Here is a 20,321-nt window from a genome sequence, read left to right on the forward strand (position 1 = left end):
TATTTAGAAGCAATTTCCACGCCATTCTTTTGATAAAATCTGTTAAATCTTGTATAATAGATAGAACTGAAAGTATGAGGTTACGAACTATGAAAATGAAACAAATCAGTGATACCACATTAAAAATCACTATGTCTTTAGAAGATTTGATGGATCGTGGAATGGAAATCGCAGACTTTCTCGTTCCACAGGAAAAAACAGAAGAGTTTTTCTATGCGATTTTGGATGAGCTAGAGATGCCAGATAGCTTCTTGGATACAGGCATGCTTAGTTTCCGAGTGACACCTAAACCTGACAAAGTTGATGTCTTTGTAACTAAGTCTAAGATTGATCAGAACTTGGATTTTGAGGATTTGGCAGACCTTCCTGATATGGATGAATTGGCAAAAATGTCGCCAGATGAATTTTTGAAAACTTTGGAGAAGACTATGGCAGAGAAAACCAAGGATGATATTGAAGCTATTCAATCATTAGAGCAGGTCGAAAAAGAAGAGGAGGAAGCGACTGACGAGACTCCTGATGTAGAAGAAGAAAAAAGAGAACCATACATCTACTATATTTTACGCTTTGATAACTTGGCTAGTTTAGTATCTTTTGCAAAAACAGTTGATTACCAAATGGAGACTTCAGAACTTTACAAAATGAATGATCAGTATTATCTTACAGTTTTGGTTGATGTAGAAGAACAACCAAGGCTTTATCCAGCTTGGTTGTTAGCTCGCATGCGTGAATTCGCTGATGATAGTGATATCAGCCGTTCAGTTCTTCAAGAATATGGTCAGATTATTATCAATCACGATGCTGTTCATGGCCTTCAAAAAGTATAAATTTGTATATAAATGAGACAGAGATGAAAATTCTCTGTCTTTTTTGATTTAAAAAATTATAGAATAGTTATTGGAAGTAGGACCATGTTACTAGCTTGCTAAAATGGCGAAAAAACGATATCATAGAAATGAGTAAGCGAGGTAAAGTATGGACCAAGAACATTTACAAAAAGAAGTAGAAGAAATCCTAGAAGATGTATTAGCAAAAGCTTCTCTCCATGAGGGAGCTCTCTTTGTTTTGGGCTTATCTTCAAGTGAGGTGATTGGAGGACATATTGGGAAAGCTTCCAGTCAAGAAATTGGAGAATTTATTGTTCAAAAAATCTTAGAAATCTTATCAGAGAGAGGGATCCATCTAGCGGTTCAGGGATGTGAGCATGTCAACAGAGCATTAGTAGTAGAACGAGAGGTTGCAATCAAATACAATCTTGAAATTGTGAGTGTTTTACCGACCCTGCATGCTGGAGGTTCTGGTCAATTGGCTGCTTTTCGCTATATGAAAGATCCAGTAGAGGTTGAATTTATCAAAGCTGATGCAGGCCTAGATATTGGGGATACAGCCATTGGCATGCATATCAAGCATGTTCAAGTACCTATTCGTCCAGTTTTGAAGTCAATCGGTCATGCCCATGTAACTGCTCTCGCTAGTCGTCCAAAACTCATCGGAGGGGCGCGTGCACAATATCCTCAAGATTCTATCAGAAAAATATAGATAAAAAGTTGAAAGCTCTCATCTGCTAAGTAGGTGGGAGTTTTGTGTTATCATGAAGCTTCATAATTTTACAAACAGATTTTAAGTATTTTTAGTAGGGAAGGTATATAATAGTGTTGTAAACGCCTACATATTCATATAATGAATGAGAAAGGAAATGAAGATGAAAAAATGGCAAGCATCTATATTAGTCTGCGCTAGCTTAGTCTGTCTATCAGCTTGTAAAAATCAGATATCAAGCCAATCTGATAAACAAAATGGAGATAGAAGTACGCAAATTAGCTCTCAAACTGCAAAAAAGGGAGAAGAAGTTGCAGACTTTGAACTTTTGGGAATTGATGGGAAAACGTATCATTTATCTGATTACAAGGGTAAAAAGGTTTATCTAAAATTTTGGGCTTCATGGTGCTCTATTTGTCTAGCCAGTCTTCCTGATACAGATGAACTTGCAAAAGAAGCTGACAGTGACTATGTTGTTTTAACAGTCGTTTCACCAGGACAAAAAGGCGAGCAGTCAGAAGAAGCCTTCAAGAAATGGTATCAAGGCTTGGACTATAAAAATCTTCCTGTCATTCTAGAACCTTCGGGTAAACTTTTGGAAAGTTACGGAGTTCGTTCTTATCCGACTCAGGCCTTTATCGATAAAGAAGGGAAGTTGGTTCAGACCCAGCCAGGCTTTATGGACAAGGAAACTATTTTACAGATCTTAAAGAGTATAGATTAGAGGCTCAGCATGAATGATAAATTAAAAACAATTGTATTCATAGGAATCATCATTTGCATTATTATCGGAATTTTATTTCTTTTGGGAAAAAGAAATGCTAGCTACACAGATACCGCTCAAATCAAGAAGGCAGCAGTTAGTCAGGGTCAAAAAGCTAAGAAAAAAGCTGAACCAAGTAAAGATGCTGACTTACATGATATCTATCTAGCAGGAGGCTGTTTCTGGGGGGTGGAAGAGTACTTTTCTCGAGTAGCTGGTGTGACAGATGCGGTCTCTGGCTATGCAAATGGGAGAGGAGAAACAACCAAGTATGAGCTGATTGGACAAACTGGTCATGCTGAGACCGTTCATGTGACCTATGATGCCAATCAAATCTCTCTAAAAGATATTTTGCTCCATTATTTCCGCATTATCAATCCAATTAGTAAGAATAAGCAGGGAAATGATGTAGGGTCCCAGTATCGGACAGGAGTCTACTATACAGATGAGAAAGATTTAGAAGTTATCAATCAAGTTTTTGACCAAGTTGCTAAAAATTATGATCAACCTCTAGCGGTTGAAAAGGAAGCTTTAACTAATTTTATCGTGGCTGAGGACTACCACCAGGATTATCTCAAGAAGAATCCTAACGGCTATTGCCATATCAATGTCAATCAAGCAGCCTATCCGGTTATTGATGCAAGTAAATATCCAAAACCGAGTGATGATGAATTGAAGAAACTCCTCTCTCCTGAGGAGTATGCAGTGACTCAAAATAGTCAAACAGAACGCGCCTTTTCAAATCGTTACTGGGATAAATTTGAAGCTGGTCTTTATGTGGATGTGGCAACTGGTGAACCTCTCTTTTCTTCGAAGGATAAATTTGAGTCGGGTTGTGGTTGGCCAAGCTTTACCCAGCCTATCAGTCCAGACGTTGCGACTTACATGGAAGATAAGTCTTTCAATATGGACAGAATAGAAGTCAGAAGCCGAACGGGGAATTCTCACCTAGGTCATGTCTTTACAGACGGACCTCAGGACAAGGGAGGCCTTCGCTATTGTATCAACAGTCTGTCTATCCGTTTTATTCCAAAGGATCAAATGGAAGAAAAAGGTTACGGTTATTTGTTGGATTATGTTGAGTGAATTCCGCCCATCATATCAGTAAAAAGCTAGAACTCCTATAAGGATTCTAGCTTTTATGGTATACTTAGGGTGTACAGATAAAATTAGTGATTGATATCAAAGGTATAGATGAATGAACAATAGAGGAGACAGAGATGAAATTGATATTTTTGCATGGCTTAGGTCAGTCAGCTGACAGTTGGAAAGAAGTTCAGGCCTTACTGGTAGATTATCCCTCAGAATCTTTAGAGTTATTCCCTTCTAGAGTTTCTACTTACAAAGAAGCTAAGGCACGTATCTATCAGCATCTATCTAAGGAGAAAGAACCTTTTATCTTAGTCGGCTTATCCCTAGGTGCTGCACTTGCACTGGAGCTTTCAAGTTACGATTTGCCAAATCTTCAAGGCATGGTCCTATCAGGTTGTCCGCTTAAACTTTCAGGAAATATTCCCTATTTCATTCAGTTAATGATTTTTAAACTACTTCCTAAAAAGGTATTTGAAAAACAAGGGGCAGACAAAAGTCTTTTAGTTGGAGTGAGTGAGGAGTTGAAAACACTTGATTTAACAGACATAGCTCAACATTGTCCCTATCCGACTTTATTAATTTGTGGTAGTGAAGATAAGCCTAATCTTAAATCTATGAAACGTCTGCATCAATTGATACCAGAAGCACAGTTTCAAATCATCCCTAATGGACCTCACGTCTTGAACAGCCATAATCCAAAAGAGTTTGCGGAAAAGGTTAGACGTTTTCTTGAATTGCAGAAATAAGTTTGATAAAATAGTATTGAGATTGATATTATAATTTTAGGAGAAAATCATGAACAAACGTCATTTATTAAAACTAGGCCTAGCTTCTTTACCTGCCCTAGCTTTGTTTTTACATCCTGTTGTTGCAGATGAAAGTATCCATTTTTCAAGCTGTAAGGAAGCTTGGGAGAATGGTTATGCGGATATTCATAGGGGGGAACCAGGTTATTCTGCTACCTTGGATAAGGATCATGATGGGATAGCTTGTGAATCAAAGAATGCGCCTAAGGGTGTTTTAAAAGAGAAAAAGTCGAGTACATCTCAAACTAACACCAATGTAGCACCTGAAAGTGGCTGGGTTCGTCAAAATGGGTCTTGGTACTATTTTTCTGAAAATGGGAAAACAGTAACAAATACTTGGCAGGGTGCTTACTACCTCAAATCAGATGGAAGAATGGCTGAGAATGAGTGGGTATACGATAACTATTACCAAGCCTGGTATTACCTTAAATCAGATGGATCTTATGCACGTAATGCTTGGCAGGGAAGTTACTATCTCAAATCAGATGGTAAGATGGCTCATAGTGAATGGATTTATGATTCTTACTACAAAGCCTGGTATTACCTCAAATCAGATGGATCTTATGCGCATAATACTTGGCAAGGTGCATACTACCTCAAGTCAAATGGTAAAATGGCTCAGAGTGAATGGGTTTATGATTCTTCTTACCAGTCTTGGTACTATCTAAAATCAGATGGATCTTATGCTCGTAATGCATGGCAAGGAAACTACTATCTAAAATCAGATGGTAAAATGGCAAAAAATGAGCGAGTTGATGGCGGACGCTACTATGTAGACGCCTCTGGTTTGTGGAAACCATAGAATAGAAAAAATTTGGGCAATCAATGCAAACCTTTGCACTAATTGGTAGATTTTGTTATACTAGTACTGTAAGCATTTTCAATTGAGAATAAGGAGAAAAAGATGAGTCAAAAGATTATTGGGATTGACCTTGGTGGAACTTCTGTCAAGTTTGCAATTTTAACTCAAGAAGGAGAAATCCAAGAAAAATGGTCTATTAAGACTAACATTTTGGATGAAGGAAGCCATATCGTAGACGATATGATTGAATCAATTCAACATCGTTTGAACTTGCTTGGATTGTCTGCTGCAGATTTCCGTGGGATTGGTATGGGTTCACCTGGTGTGGTTGACCGTGAAAAAGGAACTGTTATCGGTGCCTACAACCTCAACTGGAAAACTCTTCAACCAATCAAAGAAAAAATGGAAACAGCCTTGGGGATTCCATTCTTTATCGACAATGACGCTAACGTAGCTGCTCTTGGTGAGCGTTGGATGGGTGCTGGTGAAAACCAACCAGACGTTGTCTTTATGACTCTTGGTACAGGTGTTGGTGGCGGTATCGTGGCAGAAGGTAAATTGCTTCACGGTGTTGCTGGTGCTGCTGGTGAGCTTGGTCACATCACTGTTGACTTTGACCAACCAATCGCATGTACCTGTGGTAAAAAAGGATGCTTGGAAACAGTAGCTTCTGCAACAGGGATTGTCAACTTGACTCGTCGTTATGCAGATGAGTATGAAGGCGATGCCGACTTGAAACGCTTGATTGATAACGGAGAAGAAGTAACTGCTAAAACTGTCTTTGATTTGGCAAAAGAAGGCGATGAACTTGCCCTTATTGTCTATCGTAATTTCTCTCGCTATTTGGGAATTGCGTGTGCAAATATCGGATCTATTCTCAATCCTTCAACGATTGTCATTGGAGGAGGAGTATCAGCCGCAGGAGACTTCTTACTACAAGGTGTTCAAAAAGTTTATGACGAAAATAGTTTCCCACAAGTACGTACTTCAACGAAATTAGCACTTGCAACTCTAGGAAATGACGCTGGAGTGATTGGTGCTGCGTCACTTGTCTTGCAATAAGAATCAAAAAGGAGAAAATCACTATCATAAGACTAGTGATTTTCCTCCTTTCTTTTTTTATGCTATACTAGTTAGGAATAAATGCTGAGGAGAGAGTAAATGACAAAAGCAGATACGATTTTTAAAGAAAATATTGAGCGAATTCTCAATGAAGGTGTCTTTTCAGAACAGGCTCGTCCTAAGTACAAGGACGGAACAGTTGCCAACTCTAAGTATGTAACTGGAGCTTTTGCAGAGTATGATTTGTCAAAGGGTGAATTTCCCATCACAACCCTACGTCCAATTGCTATCAAATCAGCTATCAAGGAAGTTCTTTGGATCTATCAAGACCAGACAAACAGCCTGGAAGTTCTTAATGACAAGTACAGTGTTCACTATTGGAATGATTGGGAAGTAGGAGATACAGGGACAATCGGTGAGCGTTATGGTGCCGTGGTTAAAAAACACGATATCATCAACAAAATCCTTAAACAGTTGGAAGCCAATCCTTGGAATCGTCGCAATATCATCTCACTTTGGGATTACCAAGCCTTCGAAGAAACAGATGGACTTCTTCCATGCGCCTTTCAGACCATGTTTGATGTCCGTCGAGTAGATGGGGAAATTTACCTGGATGCAACCTTGACTCAGCGTTCTAATGATATGCTGGTGGCTCACCACATCAATGCCATGCAGTATGTGGCTCTTCAAATGATGATTGCCAAACATTTTGGCTGGAAGGTTGGGAAATTCTTCTACTTTATCAATAACCTTCACATCTATGATAATCAATTTGAGCAAGCTCAGGAATTGCTTCGTCGAGAACCTTCAAATTGCCAACCACGTTTGGTTTTGAATGTACCAGATAAGACCAACTTCTTTGATATTAAAGCAGAGGATTTTGAGTTGGTTGACTACGATCCCGTGAAACCGCAGTTGAAGTTTGATTTGGCTATTTAAGAACATAAAAAGAAGTTGGGATTTTCCCAACTTCTTTTGTTGATTAACGTGATACGCGACGACGAGCCGCTTTCTTACGGTTTTCAGCGATGAAAGCTGCTTTTTCTTCTTCTGGTTCGATCACTTTCTTTTTGAATGCATAAACTGCACCTGCAACTGCAGCAACAGTTCCTGCGACACCTGTTACGAGACCTTTAGCAAATCCTTTAGCCATGAGTCTTCCTCCTTTTATCTTATCCATCAGGCAGTTGTCCCTTGAAAGGTAGCATTTTTCTGCCTGACCTTTTTGTGTTATAATAATAGTAACGAAAAAATGGGAATTTTTCAAGGAAAAAATATGAAATCAAAGATAATTGTGATTGTTGGTCCAACAGCTGTTGGTAAGACTGCCCTCGCTATTGAAGTTGCCCAGCGTTTTAATGGCGAAGTAGTTAGTGGAGATAGCCAACAAGTCTATCGAGGACTGGATATTGGAACAGCCAAGGCAAGTCCGGAGGAGCAGGCAACTGTCCCTCATCATTTGATTGATGTGAGAGATGTAACCGAGTCATACTCGGCTTTTGATTTTGTTTCAGAGGCTAAGGCAGCGATTGAGAATATTCAAAATCGAGGTAAGCTTGCTATTATCGCCGGTGGGACAGGACTTTATATCCAGAGTCTGCTAGAAGGATATCACCTAGGTGGGGAGACACCTCATGAGGATATTTTAGCCTATCGTGCTAGTTTGGAACCTTTTTCAGATGAGGAGTTAGCCCAACTCCTAGAGCAAGCAGGTCTTGAAATTCCCCAGTTTAATCGTCGCCGTGCCATGCGTGCCTTGGAAATTGCCCATTTTGCTCAAGATTTGGAAAATCAGGAGAGCCCTTATGATTCGCTGATTATTTGCTTGGATGATGAGCGTAGTCAGCTTTATGAGCGTATCAATCACAGAGTGGACCTGATGTTTGAAGCTGGACTTTTGGATGAAGCTAAGTGGCTGTTTGACCATTATCCAGATGTGCAGGCTGCTAAAGGGATTGGCTACAAGGAACTATTTCCTTATTTTCGAGGGGAGCAGAGCTTGGAGGAGGCTAGGGATAGTCTCAAGCAGGCGACCCGTCGATTTGCCAAGCGTCAGCTGACTTGGTTCCGTAATCGCATGCAGGTAACCTTTTATCAGATAGGAGAATCTGGTGTGAAAGATCGTATTTTTAGCCAGATAGAGGAGTTCTTAGATGATTGAAACGGAGAAAAAAGAGGAACGTGTCCTGCTGATTGGTGTTGAACTGCAGGGCATGGATAACTTTGACCTTTCCATGGAAGAACTGGCTAGTTTAGCCAAAACAGCTGGGGCGGTCGTAGTCGATAGCTACAGACAAAAACGTGAAAAATATGACTCTAAGACCTTTGTTGGTTCTGGTAAGTTGGAAGAGATTGCTCTCATGGTGGACGCAGAGGAAATCACGACAGTCATCGTTAACAACCGTCTAACACCACGTCAAAATGTCAATTTAGAGGAAGTTCTCGGTGTCAAGGTTATTGACCGTATGCAGTTGATTTTGGATATCTTTGCTATGCGAGCTCGAAGTCACGAAGGTAAGCTCCAAGTGCATTTGGCACAGCTCAAGTACCTCTTACCTCGCTTGGTTGGTCAGGGGATTATGCTCAGCCGTCAGGCAGGGGGAATTGGTTCCCGTGGTCCAGGCGAAAGTCAGCTGGAGCTTAATCGTCGTAGTGTTCGCAACCAGATTACAGATATCGAACGTCAACTCAAGGTGGTGGAGAAAAATCGGGCGACAGTTCGAGAAAAACGTCTGGAGTCAAGTACCTTTAAAATTGGCTTGATTGGTTATACCAATGCTGGTAAATCAACCATTATGAACACCCTAACCAGTAAGACCCAGTATGAAGCAGATGAGCTTTTTGCAACTCTAGATGCAACAACTAAAAGCATTCATCTGGGGGGCAATCTTCAAGTTACCCTGACTGATACCGTTGGGTTTATTCAAGACCTACCGACAGAGTTGGTGTCTAGTTTCAAGTCAACTTTGGAAGAAAGCAAGCATGTAGACCTTCTAGTTCATGTCATCGATGCTAGCAATCCCTACCATGAGGAACATGAAAAAACGGTCCTCTCTATCATGAAAGACTTGGACATGGAGGATATTCCTCGCTTAACCCTTTATAATAAAGCGGATTTGGTGGAGAACTTTACGCCGACTCAAATGCCTTTTGCCCTGATTTCTGCTAAGTATAAAGATAGTCGAGAACAGTTGCAGGCTTTATTGCTAGATAAGATCAAGGAAATTTTTGAACCCTTTACTTTGCGCGTGCCTTTTTCTAAGTCCTACAAGATTCATGATTTAGAGAGTATCGCTATTCTTGAAGAACGGGACTATCAAGATGACGGCGAAGTCATTAGAGGATACATTTCTGAGAAAAATAAATGGAGATTAGAGGAATTTTATGACTGATATCAAAACATTGGCACTCAAGTATGGTGGCTATACAAGTCTAGACAAGGTTTATCTAGACCAGCTTCTAGCTGGTAGGTCTGAAGAGGAGCAACTAGCTCTCATTACACCTCCACCCAGCGTAGTGAATGCCTACTTTGCCGAGCTCTACCAGAAAAAGAGCCCTCAAGCTGCGACCAATTACTTTGCGGAGCTAACTCAAGAGCTAAATCTTTTTAATGCTGAACCAAGTTTTACCTTAGAAATCAAGCCCTTTATTCGCCTCAATCTATCTGGTAAATCCTTTGGATTTTGCTACGAGAGAGAAGGCCTTGGTCGCATTTTTTCAGAAGTTGAGGAAGCAATTACGGATGACTTACTTTTTGAGATTGCGCAAATTTTTCCTCATCAGCTAGTCTTTGAGGAGTCTGATAAGATTTACATGAAAGCTGTCGGAGATGAGGAAGTTGTTAGCGTGGAAAATCTCACAGACTTGACAGATTTGGAAAGTTTGGCAGATGGTCGCAAGCGTCTCAAAGGATACAGCCAAGAGGACTTACTTCAAGAAGCTAAAGCTTTCTCTGGGAAGTTCTATTACCGCTCGGAAAACCGCACCGCTATGTTATATTTTGATTAATTAGAAAGTATCGAATGGATATTCAATTTTTAGGAACGGGGGCTGGTCAGCCCTCTAAAGCCCGCAATGTTTCAAGCCTTGCCCTGAAACTCTTGGACGAGATTAATGAAGTTTGGCTCTTTGACTGTGGCGAAGGAACGCAAAATCGTATTCTGGAAACCACGATTCGACCACGCAAGGTTAGTAAAATCTTTATTACCCACTTACATGGAGACCATATCTTTGGACTACCAGGCTTTCTCTCTAGTCGTGCCTTTCAGGCAAATGAAGAACAAACAGATTTGGAAATCTATGGACCTCGAGGCATCAAGTCTTTTGTCTTGACTAGCCTTCGGGTATCAGGGTCTCGCCTGCCTTATAAGATTCATTTCCATGAATTTGACCAAGATTCTCTAGGGAAAATCCTTGAAACAGATAAATTCACGGTCTATGCAGAGGAGTTAGACCACACGATTTTCTGCGTTGGCTATCGTGTCATGCAAAAGGACCTTGAAGGGACCTTGGATGCTGAGAAGCTCAAGGCTGCTGGTGTACCTTTTGGACCACTCTTTGGAAAAATCAAAAACGGTCAGGATGTCATCCTAGAAGACGGCACCGAGATCAAGGCAGCAGACTATATCTCAGCCCCACGACCTGGTAAGATTATCACCATTTTGGGAGATACTCGAAAAACAGATGCTAGTGTGCGTCTTGGAGTCAATGCGGATGTTCTTGTCCATGAGTCCACTTATGGCAAGGGTGATGAGAAGATTGCTCGCAATCATGGCCACTCAACCAATATGCAGGCTGCGCAGGTTGCAACAGAAGCGGGAGCCAAACGACTCTTGCTCAACCATATCAGCGCCCGTTTTCTTTCAAAAGATATCAGCCAGCTTAAGAAAGATGCTGCAACAATTTTTGAAAACGTCCATGTGGTTAAAGACCTAGAAGAAGTGGAAATCTAGGATCTCGAGAAAGGATAAATATGTCTACGATTCTCATTACAGGTGCTAGCGGGGGTCTAGCCCAAGAAATAGTCAAACTCTTGCCTCAAGACCAACTCATTTTGCTAGGCAGAAATAATGAAAAACTAGTTCAGCTATACGGAAATCATCTTCAGGCAGAATTGATTGAAATTGATATTACCGACGTTCAAGCCATAGAAGAACTAGTTGCTGAACTCTATCAGCGTTATGGAAAGATTGATGTTCTGATTAATAACGCAGGCTACGGGATTTTTGATGAATTTGACAAGATTTCTGATCAAGATATTCATCAGATGTTTGAGGTTAATACCTTTGCTCTCATGAATCTGTCTCGTTTGGTTGGAACTCTTATGAAGGAGACTCGAAAAGGACATATCATCAATATCGTCAGCATGGCAGGATTGATAGCGACTGGCAAGTCTAGTCTCTATTCAGCGACCAAGTTTGCGGCCATCGGTTTTTCAAATGCTCTTCGCCTTGAGCTCATGCCCTATGGTGTCTATGTGACGACGGTTAATCCCGGTCCTATCCGTACAGGGTTTTTCGACCAGGCTGACCCAGACGGCAGTTATCTAAAATCAGTTGACCGCTTCCTACTCGAGCCAGATGCAGTAGCTAGAAAGATTGTCAAAACCATAGGAAAAAATAAACGGGAACTCAATCTTCCTCTCTTACTGAATCTAGCCCATAAGTTTTATACCCTCTTTCCCAAGTTAGCAGATAAGTTAGCTGGGGAAACCTTTAATTATAAGTGAAAAGGCTGTTCCCTTGAGGAATGGCTTTTTATTTTTTCGGTTGCTAATTTGTAGAAAAATACCACATGATAAACAGGCAGTTTATAACGATTAAGCCCATTTAAGGTATAAATAGAGATAAGAAAGCAGAAAAGAGAGGATAAACTTCAAGTCTAACATAACTAAAAGTATATCTATAGCGGAAGCTTACGAAGTCAAGATAAAAGTGAATTAAAAGAACTTGCCCTTTGTCTGATTGACTAGGCTGTAAATCGGAGTTAGAAATATTCTTAGAACAGAAGAAAATAAAAAAGCCTAAAAATGTTAAAACATCTTGACATTTTATCAATTTAGAGTATAATAAGAAATGTAAAGAGCTCTTGACATTGTTTTGATAGATTGGAGGAACAGGACTATGAGAAAAATGGATGAAATGGACAGAGCGATTCAGCTACGTTCTGAGGAGTGGGGGTATAAAACGGCTCTGTTTGGCTTATGTGGATGGACAGTATTTAATATCTATCAATCTATTACAAAAGGCATTAAACTTGAAATGTTACCATGTCTGATTTTATGTTTATCTATTTCTGTTCAAGGATTTTCACAAACTGCCATAAAACAGAAAATGATTGACGGTGATGAAGATTTTAATGAACCAAATAAACTTGTTCAAGGAATAATTTTGATGGTTGTTATCATTATCGTAGTTTTGGCGATTGGTATTTATTGGTTGCAGAAAGACTAATGCTGTATGAAAAATAATATCAAACAGTTAAGAAAGTCTGAAGGACTACGTCAGGAAGATATGGCAAAAATATTAGGCGTTAGTCGACAAACCATTATTGCTATAGAGAATGACAAGTACAATCCTACACTTGAACTAGCAATGAAAATTGCAAGGTTGCTACGACTACATGTTGAAGAAATTTTCGTTTTAGAGGATTAAAGATATCAGATAGCTTTTATTTTAATTATCTGCTCCGTAATGATGAGAGAGTTTGCCAGTTCATGGGAACTCTCTTTTTAATGCTCAAAAAGAGTCTACTCAATTTCACCCTTGTCCATTTATATATCTATCGTAAAACTGGTATAAAAGTTGCAAATTTACTCTTAAAATAGTATACTAGTTTTTAGTTATAAAAACGTTTGCGCAAGAATTGTAGTAGATTATTTAGGAGACAAATGATGGAATTAACAGCCATTTATCATAGACCAGAATCAGAGTATGCTTATCTTTACAAAGAAGGTCAGCTACATATCCGAATCAGAACCAAGAAGGATGATGTCCATCAGGTTATCTTGCATTATGGGGATCCCTTTATTTTCATTGAAGATAAGTATGAAGCTAAGAAAGAAATGACTAAAGTAACCTCAGATGCCCTATTTGACTATTGGCAGGTTACGGTCTCAGTTGATTTTGCACGGATTCAATATCTCTTTGAACTCCTTGATAAAGAAGGTCAGGGTGTTTTTTACGGTGATAAGGGTTGTGTAGAACATACTAAAGAAAACTTGGATGCGGAAGGAAATGGCTTTAAGCTTCCTTATATTCACGAAATCGATGGATGTCAGGTTCCTAGCTGGGTTTCAAATACCGTATGGTATCAGATTTTCCCAGAACGCTTTGCCAATGGAAATCCAAAGCTAACTCCGAGTGGAGCTCGAGAGTGGGATGCTGCCATTGCTCCTAACAGGGATGACTTTTTTGGTGGAGATTTACAAGGAATTATCGACCATTTAGACTATCTCAAAGACTTAGGAATCACAGGACTTTATCTATGTCCGATTTTCGAAGCGACGACCAATCACAAGTATGATACGACGGATTATTTTGAAATTGACCGTCACTTTGGAGACAAGGAAGTCTTTGCTAATTTAGTCGAGGAAGCTCACAAACGTGGCATCAAGATTATGCTAGATGCTGTTTTCAATCATATCGGCTACCAGTCTGCCCAATGGCAGGATGTTCTAAAGAACGGAGAAAAGTCACCATATAAAGATTGGTTCCATATCCAAGAATTTCCAGTTACTGAGGATAAACTTCAGAATCCAAGACAACTCCCTTATCACACCTTTGCCTTTGCTAGCTATATGCCTAAGTTAAATACAGCCAATCCTGAAGTCAAAGACTATCTTTTGAAGGTTGCGACCTACTGGATTGAAAATTTTGATATCGATGCTTGGCGCTTGGACGTTGCCAATGAAATTGACCACCAGTTTTGGAGAGATTTCAGAAAGGCTGTTCTTGCTAAAAACCCTGAGTTGTATATTCTAGGTGAAATCTGGCATACGTCTCAGCCTTGGCTACAAGGGGACGAGTTCCATGCTGTCATGAATTACCCGCTCTCTGAAAGTATCAAGGATTATTTCTTGCGTCAGCATAAAAATACAGAGCAGTTCATTTCAGAAATCAATAGCCAGTCAATGTACTACAAGCAACAAATCTTAGAAGTGATGTTCAATCTTCTGGATTCTCACGATACCGAGCGTATCCTCACAACTGCCAATGGAAATATCCAGCATGTCAAGGCAGCCCTAGCCTTCCTCTGTCTGCAAAGGGGTACTCCTTGTATCTATTACGGAACAGAGCTGGCCCTAATAGGTGGACCAGACCCTGATTGTCGACGTGTTATGCCTTGGGATCGTGTATCTGAGGGAAATGACATGCTGAACTTCATGAAGCAATTAATCCAAGTCCGTAAGGAAGTGGCAAGCATTATTCAGCATGGTGCATATAGTTTGGAAGAAGTGAAACCAGATGTTATTGTCTTGGAATGGAGCTACGAAGGGGAAGCAGTTCAAGCCATCTTTAATCAGTCTAAGGAAAATTTTGTCTTAGACAGAGATTCTGTTGATTTGGCAAGTCATTGTCAAACAAAAGATGGTCAACAAATCATCCTGCCAGATGGATTTGTGGTTTCTGTAGATTTAATGTAAGGATTCTTGAGTATTTATCACTTATCATATTCATAAATATTAGTTACTACAGTTGACACTTGTAAAAACAGTATTTGATAAATAAAAAACAATGTAGAAAGCCCTTTGTGGCTTTTTTATTTTCATAAAAATGGTAAAATAGTAAGAGTAGAAATGGAGTTCTAGATATGAAACGAATCGATCAATTTAAAAATAAAAAAGTCCTTGTTCTTGGTTTGGCAAAATCAGGCGAATCTGCAGCTCGTCTCTTGGATAAACTTGGTGCCATTGTGACGGTCAACGACAGTAAGCCTTTCGAAGAAAACCCTGCAGCTCAAGGATTGTTGGAAGAAGGAATTAAAGTAGTGACGGGTGGGCATCCCTTAGAATTGTTGGATGAAGACTTTGCACTGATGGTCAAGAACCCAGGAATCCCTTATAGTAATCCTATGATTAAAAAAGCTCTTGAAAAGGGAATGCCAGTCTGGACAGAAGTTGAATTGGCTTACTTGATTTCAGAAGCACCTATTGTAGGGATTACAGGTTCAAATGGGAAGACAACGACTACAACTATGATTGGTCAGGTCTTGACTGCAGCAGGACAAAATGGTCTCTTGTCTGGAAATATTGGCTATCCTGCCAGTCATGTTGCCCAAACTGCGACAGATAAGGATACCTTAGTAATGGAACTGTCTTCTTTCCAATTGATGGGCATTGAGTCTTTCCATCCTGAGATAGCAGTTATTACCAACCTGATGCCAACACACATTGACTATCATGGTTCATTTGAAGCCTATGTGGCTGCCAAGTGGAATATTCAAAAAAATATGACTGCAGCAGATTACTTGGTTTTGAATTTTAATCAAGATTTGGCAAAAGAATTAGCAGAAAAAACACAAGCAAGTGTTGTCCCATTTTCAACACTTGAAAAAGTTGACGGTGCCTACCTTGAAAATGGTCTTCTCTACTTCCGTGGGGAAGCAGTCATGGCAGCGGATGAGATTGGTGTTCCAGGTAGCCACAATGTGGAAAATGCACTCGCAACTATTGCTGTAGCCAAAATTCGTGGTGTAGATAACGAAACAATCAAAGAAACCTTGTCTGCCTTTGGAGGGGTCAAACACCGCCTTCAATATGCCGATGAAATCAATGGGGTAAAATTTTATAACGATAGTAAGTCAACCAACATCCTTGCTACTCAAAAAGCTTTATCAGGATTTGATAATAGTAAGGTCATCTTGATTGCCGGTGGACTGGATCGTGGAAATGAATTTGATGAATTGGTGCCAGATATTAAAGGACTCAAGAAAATGGTCATCCTAGGTCAGTCTGCAGAACGTGTCAAACGAGCAGCGGACAAGGCAGGGGTTGAATATGTTGATGCGACAGATATTGCCGATGCAACACGTAAGGCTTATCACCTAGCAGGAACAGGAGATATCGTGCTTTTAAGTCCAGCTAATGCTAGCTGGGATATGTATCCAAACTTTGAGGTACGTGGAGATCTCTTCCTTAAGACAGTAGCGGAGTTGAAGGGCTAGTATGAAAAAAATTGTATTTACAGGTGGAGGGACAGTCGGACACGTCACTCTCAATCTTTTGTTAATGCCTAAGTTTATCGATGATGGTTGGGAAGTCCACTATATCGGAGATAAGCATGGGATCGAACACCAAGAAATTCTTAAATCTGGCTTGGATGTGACCTTTCATTCGATAGCAACGGGGAAATTGCGTCGTTATTTTTCATGGCAAAATATGGTTGACGTTTTTAAGGTAGCTTTTGGAATACTTCAATCTCTCTTTATCATGCTACGACTTCGTCCACAGGCTCTCTTTTCTAAGGGAGGATTTGTATCGGTTCCACCAGTGATTGCTGCGCGAGTATGCAGAGTACCAGTTTTTATCCATGAGTCAGACCTCTCCATGGGCTTAGCTAATAAAATTGCCTACAAGTTTGCGACCAAGATGTACTCTACTTTCGAGCAAGCGTCTAGTCTCACTAAGGTAGAACATGTAGGAGCTGTGACCAAGGTTTCTGGATCTACAACGGAAGAACCAGAGGAAATGATAGATATCCGAACTTGTTTCAACGCCAAACTGCCAACACTTCTTTTTGTCGGTGGTTCTGCTGGAGCTCGTGTCTTTAACCAATTAGTTACAGACCACAAGGAAGAGTTGACCAGTCACTATAATATCGTTAACCTGACAGGGGATGCTAGTTTAAATGAATTAACTACTAACCTTTATCGTGTAGATTATGTGACGGAACTCTATCAACCACTCATGAATCTGGCTGATGTTGTCATCACTCGTGGTGGTGCCAACACCATCTTTGAACTCCTTGCTATGGCTAAATTGCATGTCATTGTGCCACTGGGGCGTGAAGCTAGCCGTGGAGATCAGATTGAAAATGCAGCTTACTTCGTGAAAAAGGGCTATGCTGAGGAGTTGCAAGAGAGTGATTTGACCTTGTCTAGTTTAGAAGAAAAAGTAAATCAACTCTTGACCAACAAAGAGATTTACCAAAACACAATGAAGAATTCTCATGAATTAAAATCTGTGGCAGATTTTTATGAGCTTCTAAAAAAAGATTTATCATAAGGAAAATTGATGTCAAAGGATAAAAAGAATCAGGGCGCTCAAGGCAAAGAATTGTCAGAGTGGCAAAAACGAAATCAAGAATATCTTCAAAAAAAGGCTGAAGAAGAGGCGAAACGTGCCGAAGAAGAAGCTCGCGAAAGAGAAGAACAAGCGACAAAGTCTACTTCTGAAAATACTCAAGAATTGTCAGAATGGCAAAAACAGAACAAAGAGTATTTGACTAAAAAAGTAGAAGAAGAATCTGAAATTTCTGAAGAAGTGGACGAAGAAACCGAAAAAACGGAAGAGGATGATTCGGATGCTAGTGCTGAGGTTTCAGATGAAAAGGTTGAAGAGAAGGACACAGAAGAAACAAAAGCATCTCAAGAAGAATCTAAGAGTCAAGACGAAGTAGAAACTGAAAAGATTGAGGAAGAGACCAAGGAAACTACAGAGAACACAACTAAAAATAAACCCCAGAAAGCTCCTATCTCATCTGTACATATCTGGCGAGCAGTTTCAGTTCTCGTCCCAAGTTTTTTAATCTTGTTCTTGTCTATTTATCTGCTAACTCCTCTATCTACTCTGAAACATATTGAAGTGACAGGAACAGATCATACAAGTGCAGACCAAGTCAAAGAAGCTTCTGGGATTAAGGATAGTGACTATACGATCAGCTTGCTCTTAAATAAAGATAAGCATGCAGAAATGGTCAAATCAAACCACTGGATTGAATCAGCTAAGATAGTTTATCAATTCCCAGTTCACTTTACCATTGAAGTCAAAGAATATGAAATTGTCGCCTATTCAGTTTCAGGAGATAACTATTATCCAATCTTATCTAGCGGAAGTATTGAATCAACAGCCGTTACTGCTGCTAACTTACCTGAAAAGTATATATCTGTTCTCTTTAACGATGAGGAACAGATAAAAACTTTAATTTCTCAGCTAAATGATGTGAGTCCAGAAATCAAGCAAGAGATTGAGAAGATTGAACTTGCACCAAGTAAGGTAACAAGCGATCTTCTTAAGATAACCATGAATGACTCAGATGAAATTTTGGTTCCTCTATCAGAACTAGGGAAGAAATTACCCTACTATAGTAAAATTAAGCCACAGTTAACAGTTCCTAGTGGGATTGATATGGAAGTTGGTATTTATAGCTATAGCTTGGCAGATAAAGCTCTAGAAGAAGCCAGAATCAAAGCCCAAGAAGAGGAAAAGAAGAAAAAAGAAGAAGAGGAAAAGAAAAAACAGGAAGAAGAAAAGCAAACACAAACTGAGCAAGGAAATCGAGGACAAACAACACAAACGACTCAAACCACTCAAACAAGGCAGAGTCGTTAAGTATCAAACAATATTATTCAGTTTGATAATTGATCCTCTTTTTGACGAAGACAGTTACTTGTTTTTACTTGACAAGTCCCGCTTTAAATAATAGAATAGTAAAAAACCTTTAAAGCAGTCCAGAGAGGCAGCTAAGGTTAGACGGTGAAAGGGTAAATTCTACCCATTTTTCGTGGAACCTTGCTGTAGGCAGGTTCCTTTTTTCATGCTCTCTAGCTAACAAAGGTAAAAGGAGAAAAGTATGCGCGAATCTCGTCCGGTTATTGCTCTTGATTTTCCAAGTTTTAAAGAAGTCAAGGAATTTTTAGCTCTATTTCCAGCAGAAGAAAAACTCTATGTTAAAGTTGGAATGGAGCTCTATTACGCTACAGGTCCGGAGATTGTTTCTTATTTGAAAGGCTTGGGACATAGCGTCTTTCTGGATCTCAAACTCCATGATATACCTAATACAGTCAAGTCAGCCATGAAGGTTTTGTCTCATCTGGGCGTTGATATGACCAATGTTCATGCGGCAGGTGGTGTAGAGATGATGAAGGCTGCGCGTGAAGGACTTGGAAAAGAAGCGAAGTTGATTGCTGTCACCCAGTTGACTTCAACTTCTGAAGAACAAATGAGAGACTTTCAAAATATTCAAACCAGTCTTCAAGAATCGGTTATTCACTATGCAAAGAAAACTGCTGAAGCGGGATTAGATGGAGTAGTTTGCTCGGCTCAAGAAGTAAAACTCATCAAGGAAGCGACTAGTCAAGACTTTATTTGCCTGACACCGGGAATTCGTCCAGCAGGAGCCGCTGTTGGAGACCAAAAACGAGTCATGACACCAGCAGATGCTTATCAAATCGGTAGTGACTATATCGTAGTTGGAAGACCAATCACTCTGGCAACTGATCCTGTAGCAGCTTATCATGCTATCAAGGATGAGTGGACACGAGACTGGAAATAAATACTTACACTATAGAATAAAAAGGAGAAACCCATGACACTTGCTAAAGACATTGCTAGCCATCTATTGAAAATTCAAGCCGTTTACCTTAAGCCAGAAGAACCTTTTACTTGGGCATCAGGTATCAAGTCACCGATTTATACGGACAACCGTGTGACCCTTGCGTACCCAGAAACTCGTACCTTGATTGAAAATGGTTTTGTGGAAGCTATTAAAGCAGAATTCCCAGAGGTAGAAGTGATTGCAGGAACAGCGACTGCAGGTATCCCACATGGTGCCATCATCGCCGATAAGATGAATCTGCCATTTGCCTACATCCGTAGCAAACCAAAAGATCATGGTGCTGGAAACCAAATCGAAGGTCGTGTACCACAAGGTCAAAAGATGGTTGTTGTTGAAGATCTTATTTCAACTGGTGGTTCAGTTCTCGAAGCCGTAGCAGCAGCTAAACGTGAAGGTGCAGATGTTTTAGGTGTGGTAGCAATCTTTACCTACCAATTACCAAAAGCTGATAAAAACTTTGCGGATGCTGGCGTTAAACTTGTGACCCTTTCAAACTACAGCGAGTTGATTCACCTAGCCCAAGAAGAAGGCTACATCACACCAGAAGGACTCGACCTCCTAAAACGTTTCAAAGAAGACCAAGAAAATTGGCAAAAAGCCTAATCTATTGAAATTTCAAAGTTTTAAACTCCAATTTTAACTGAAATTTTATATCTAAAATAAAAAAACCCATAAAATAAGATAATTCAAATCTTTATTTT

Annotated in this window: 22 protein-coding genes; 21 read left to right on the forward strand and 1 reads right to left on the reverse strand. The window is 39.9% G+C overall.

The genetic code is table 11. The annotated features are described in order from the left end of the window. Positions 1 to 89 precede the first annotated feature (89 nt). The 8 genes from mecA to HMPREF9180_RS04195 all read left to right on the forward strand — a co-directional run bounded on the left by mecA (position 90) and on the right by HMPREF9180_RS04195 (position 7,003). Positions 90 to 827: an adaptor protein MecA gene (mecA, locus tag HMPREF9180_RS04160; protein ID WP_006145194.1), complete on the forward strand. Its 738-nt coding sequence runs from the start codon at positions 90 to 92 to the stop codon at positions 825 to 827. A gap of 148 nt (positions 828 to 975) precedes the next feature. Continuing rightward, positions 976 to 1,539, forward strand: coding sequence for a TIGR01440 family protein (locus HMPREF9180_RS04165; RefSeq protein WP_006145195.1), 564 nt, complete (start codon positions 976 to 978; stop codon positions 1,537 to 1,539). Positions 1,540 to 1,702: 163 nt separating this feature from the next. Continuing rightward, a complete protein-coding gene (locus HMPREF9180_RS04170; RefSeq protein WP_025168630.1) occupies positions 1,703 to 2,263 on the forward strand; it encodes a redoxin family protein in 561 nt (186 codons plus the stop codon). A 9-nt stretch (positions 2,264 to 2,272) separates the two neighbouring features. Then, positions 2,273 to 3,388 carry a peptide-methionine (R)-S-oxide reductase MsrB gene (msrB, locus tag HMPREF9180_RS04175; protein ID WP_006145197.1) on the forward strand — a complete coding sequence of 372 codons (1,116 nt, stop codon included), beginning with the start codon at positions 2,273 to 2,275 and terminating at the stop codon, positions 3,386 to 3,388. A 134-nt stretch (positions 3,389 to 3,522) separates the two neighbouring features. Beyond that, a complete protein-coding gene (locus HMPREF9180_RS04180; protein WP_006145198.1) occupies positions 3,523 to 4,140 on the forward strand; it encodes an alpha/beta fold hydrolase in 618 nt (205 codons plus the stop codon). Positions 4,141 to 4,189: 49 nt separating this feature from the next. Next, entirely contained in the window at positions 4,190 to 5,002 is an 813-nt protein-coding gene (locus tag HMPREF9180_RS04185; RefSeq protein WP_006145199.1) for an excalibur calcium-binding domain-containing protein, read from the forward strand. Between the two features lie 102 nt (positions 5,003 to 5,104). After that, positions 5,105 to 6,064, forward strand: coding sequence for an ROK family glucokinase (locus tag HMPREF9180_RS04190; RefSeq protein WP_006145200.1), 960 nt, complete (start codon positions 5,105 to 5,107; stop codon positions 6,062 to 6,064). A 99-nt stretch (positions 6,065 to 6,163) separates the two neighbouring features. Continuing rightward, positions 6,164 to 7,003, forward strand: a complete 840-nt coding sequence (locus HMPREF9180_RS04195; RefSeq protein WP_006145201.1) for a thymidylate synthase — start codon at positions 6,164 to 6,166, stop codon at positions 7,001 to 7,003. A gap of 43 nt (positions 7,004 to 7,046) precedes the next feature. Here HMPREF9180_RS04195 and HMPREF9180_RS10120 read toward each other — a convergent pair whose 3' ends face one another. Beyond that, positions 7,047 to 7,217, reverse strand: coding sequence for a DUF3042 family protein (locus HMPREF9180_RS10120; protein WP_070889319.1), 171 nt, complete (start codon positions 7,215 to 7,217; stop codon positions 7,047 to 7,049). A gap of 123 nt (positions 7,218 to 7,340) precedes the next feature. Here HMPREF9180_RS10120 and miaA point away from each other — a divergent pair, with 123 nt between their 5' ends. The 13 genes from miaA (at position 7,341) to pyrE (ending at position 20,223) form a co-directional block, all read left to right on the forward strand. Then, positions 7,341 to 8,225 (forward strand): tRNA (adenosine(37)-N6)-dimethylallyltransferase MiaA, encoded by an 885-nt coding sequence (miaA, locus tag HMPREF9180_RS04200; protein WP_025168631.1) that lies wholly within the window; start codon positions 7,341 to 7,343, stop codon positions 8,223 to 8,225. Continuing rightward, the gene (gene hflX, locus HMPREF9180_RS04205) at positions 8,218 to 9,456 is read left to right on the forward strand and encodes a GTPase HflX (protein WP_006145204.1); all 1,239 of its coding nucleotides are present in this window, start codon (positions 8,218 to 8,220) and stop codon (positions 9,454 to 9,456) included. The genes miaA and hflX overlap by 8 nt, the downstream gene beginning before the upstream one ends. After that, positions 9,449 to 10,072, forward strand: coding sequence for a hypothetical protein (locus HMPREF9180_RS04210; RefSeq protein WP_006145205.1), 624 nt, complete (start codon positions 9,449 to 9,451; stop codon positions 10,070 to 10,072). Before hflX ends, HMPREF9180_RS04210 begins: the two co-directional genes overlap by 8 nt. A gap of 14 nt (positions 10,073 to 10,086) precedes the next feature. Beyond that, positions 10,087 to 11,016 carry a ribonuclease Z gene (gene rnz / locus HMPREF9180_RS04215; protein ID WP_006145206.1) on the forward strand — a complete coding sequence of 310 codons (930 nt, stop codon included), beginning with the start codon at positions 10,087 to 10,089 and terminating at the stop codon, positions 11,014 to 11,016. A 20-nt stretch (positions 11,017 to 11,036) separates the two neighbouring features. Next, the gene (locus tag HMPREF9180_RS04220; protein ID WP_006145207.1) at positions 11,037 to 11,792 is read left to right on the forward strand and encodes an SDR family NAD(P)-dependent oxidoreductase; all 756 of its coding nucleotides are present in this window, start codon (positions 11,037 to 11,039) and stop codon (positions 11,790 to 11,792) included. 394 nt (positions 11,793 to 12,186) lie between these two features. Beyond that, the gene (locus HMPREF9180_RS04225) at positions 12,187 to 12,516 is read left to right on the forward strand and encodes a hypothetical protein (RefSeq protein ID WP_006145208.1); all 330 of its coding nucleotides are present in this window, start codon (positions 12,187 to 12,189) and stop codon (positions 12,514 to 12,516) included. Between the two features lie 6 nt (positions 12,517 to 12,522). Then, a complete protein-coding gene (locus tag HMPREF9180_RS04230; protein WP_000794365.1) occupies positions 12,523 to 12,717 on the forward strand; it encodes a helix-turn-helix transcriptional regulator in 195 nt (64 codons plus the stop codon). 239 nt (positions 12,718 to 12,956) lie between these two features. Then, positions 12,957 to 14,708: a glycoside hydrolase family 13 protein gene (locus tag HMPREF9180_RS04235; RefSeq protein ID WP_006145209.1), complete on the forward strand. Its 1,752-nt coding sequence runs from the start codon at positions 12,957 to 12,959 to the stop codon at positions 14,706 to 14,708. A 167-nt stretch (positions 14,709 to 14,875) separates the two neighbouring features. Further along, the gene (murD, locus tag HMPREF9180_RS04240; RefSeq protein ID WP_006145210.1) at positions 14,876 to 16,228 is read left to right on the forward strand and encodes a UDP-N-acetylmuramoyl-L-alanine--D-glutamate ligase; all 1,353 of its coding nucleotides are present in this window, start codon (positions 14,876 to 14,878) and stop codon (positions 16,226 to 16,228) included. A 1-nt stretch (position 16,229) separates the two neighbouring features. After that, positions 16,230 to 17,288 (forward strand): UDP-N-acetylglucosamine--N-acetylmuramyl-(pentapeptide) pyrophosphoryl-undecaprenol N-acetylglucosamine transferase, encoded by a 1,059-nt coding sequence (locus HMPREF9180_RS04245; protein ID WP_006145211.1) that lies wholly within the window; start codon positions 16,230 to 16,232, stop codon positions 17,286 to 17,288. 9 nt (positions 17,289 to 17,297) lie between these two features. Then, positions 17,298 to 18,614 (forward strand): cell division protein FtsQ/DivIB, encoded by a 1,317-nt coding sequence (locus tag HMPREF9180_RS04250; RefSeq protein WP_006145212.1) that lies wholly within the window; start codon positions 17,298 to 17,300, stop codon positions 18,612 to 18,614. Positions 18,615 to 18,855: 241 nt separating this feature from the next. After that, positions 18,856 to 19,557 carry an orotidine-5'-phosphate decarboxylase gene (gene pyrF, locus HMPREF9180_RS04255; RefSeq protein WP_006145213.1) on the forward strand — a complete coding sequence of 234 codons (702 nt, stop codon included), beginning with the start codon at positions 18,856 to 18,858 and terminating at the stop codon, positions 19,555 to 19,557. A 33-nt stretch (positions 19,558 to 19,590) separates the two neighbouring features. Next, a complete protein-coding gene (gene pyrE, locus HMPREF9180_RS04260; RefSeq protein ID WP_006145214.1) occupies positions 19,591 to 20,223 on the forward strand; it encodes an orotate phosphoribosyltransferase in 633 nt (210 codons plus the stop codon). The last annotated feature ends 98 nt before the right edge of the window (positions 20,224 to 20,321 follow it).

Source organism: Streptococcus peroris ATCC 700780, from assembly GCF_000187585.1.
Lineage (GTDB): Bacteria > Bacillota > Bacilli > Lactobacillales > Streptococcaceae > Streptococcus > Streptococcus peroris.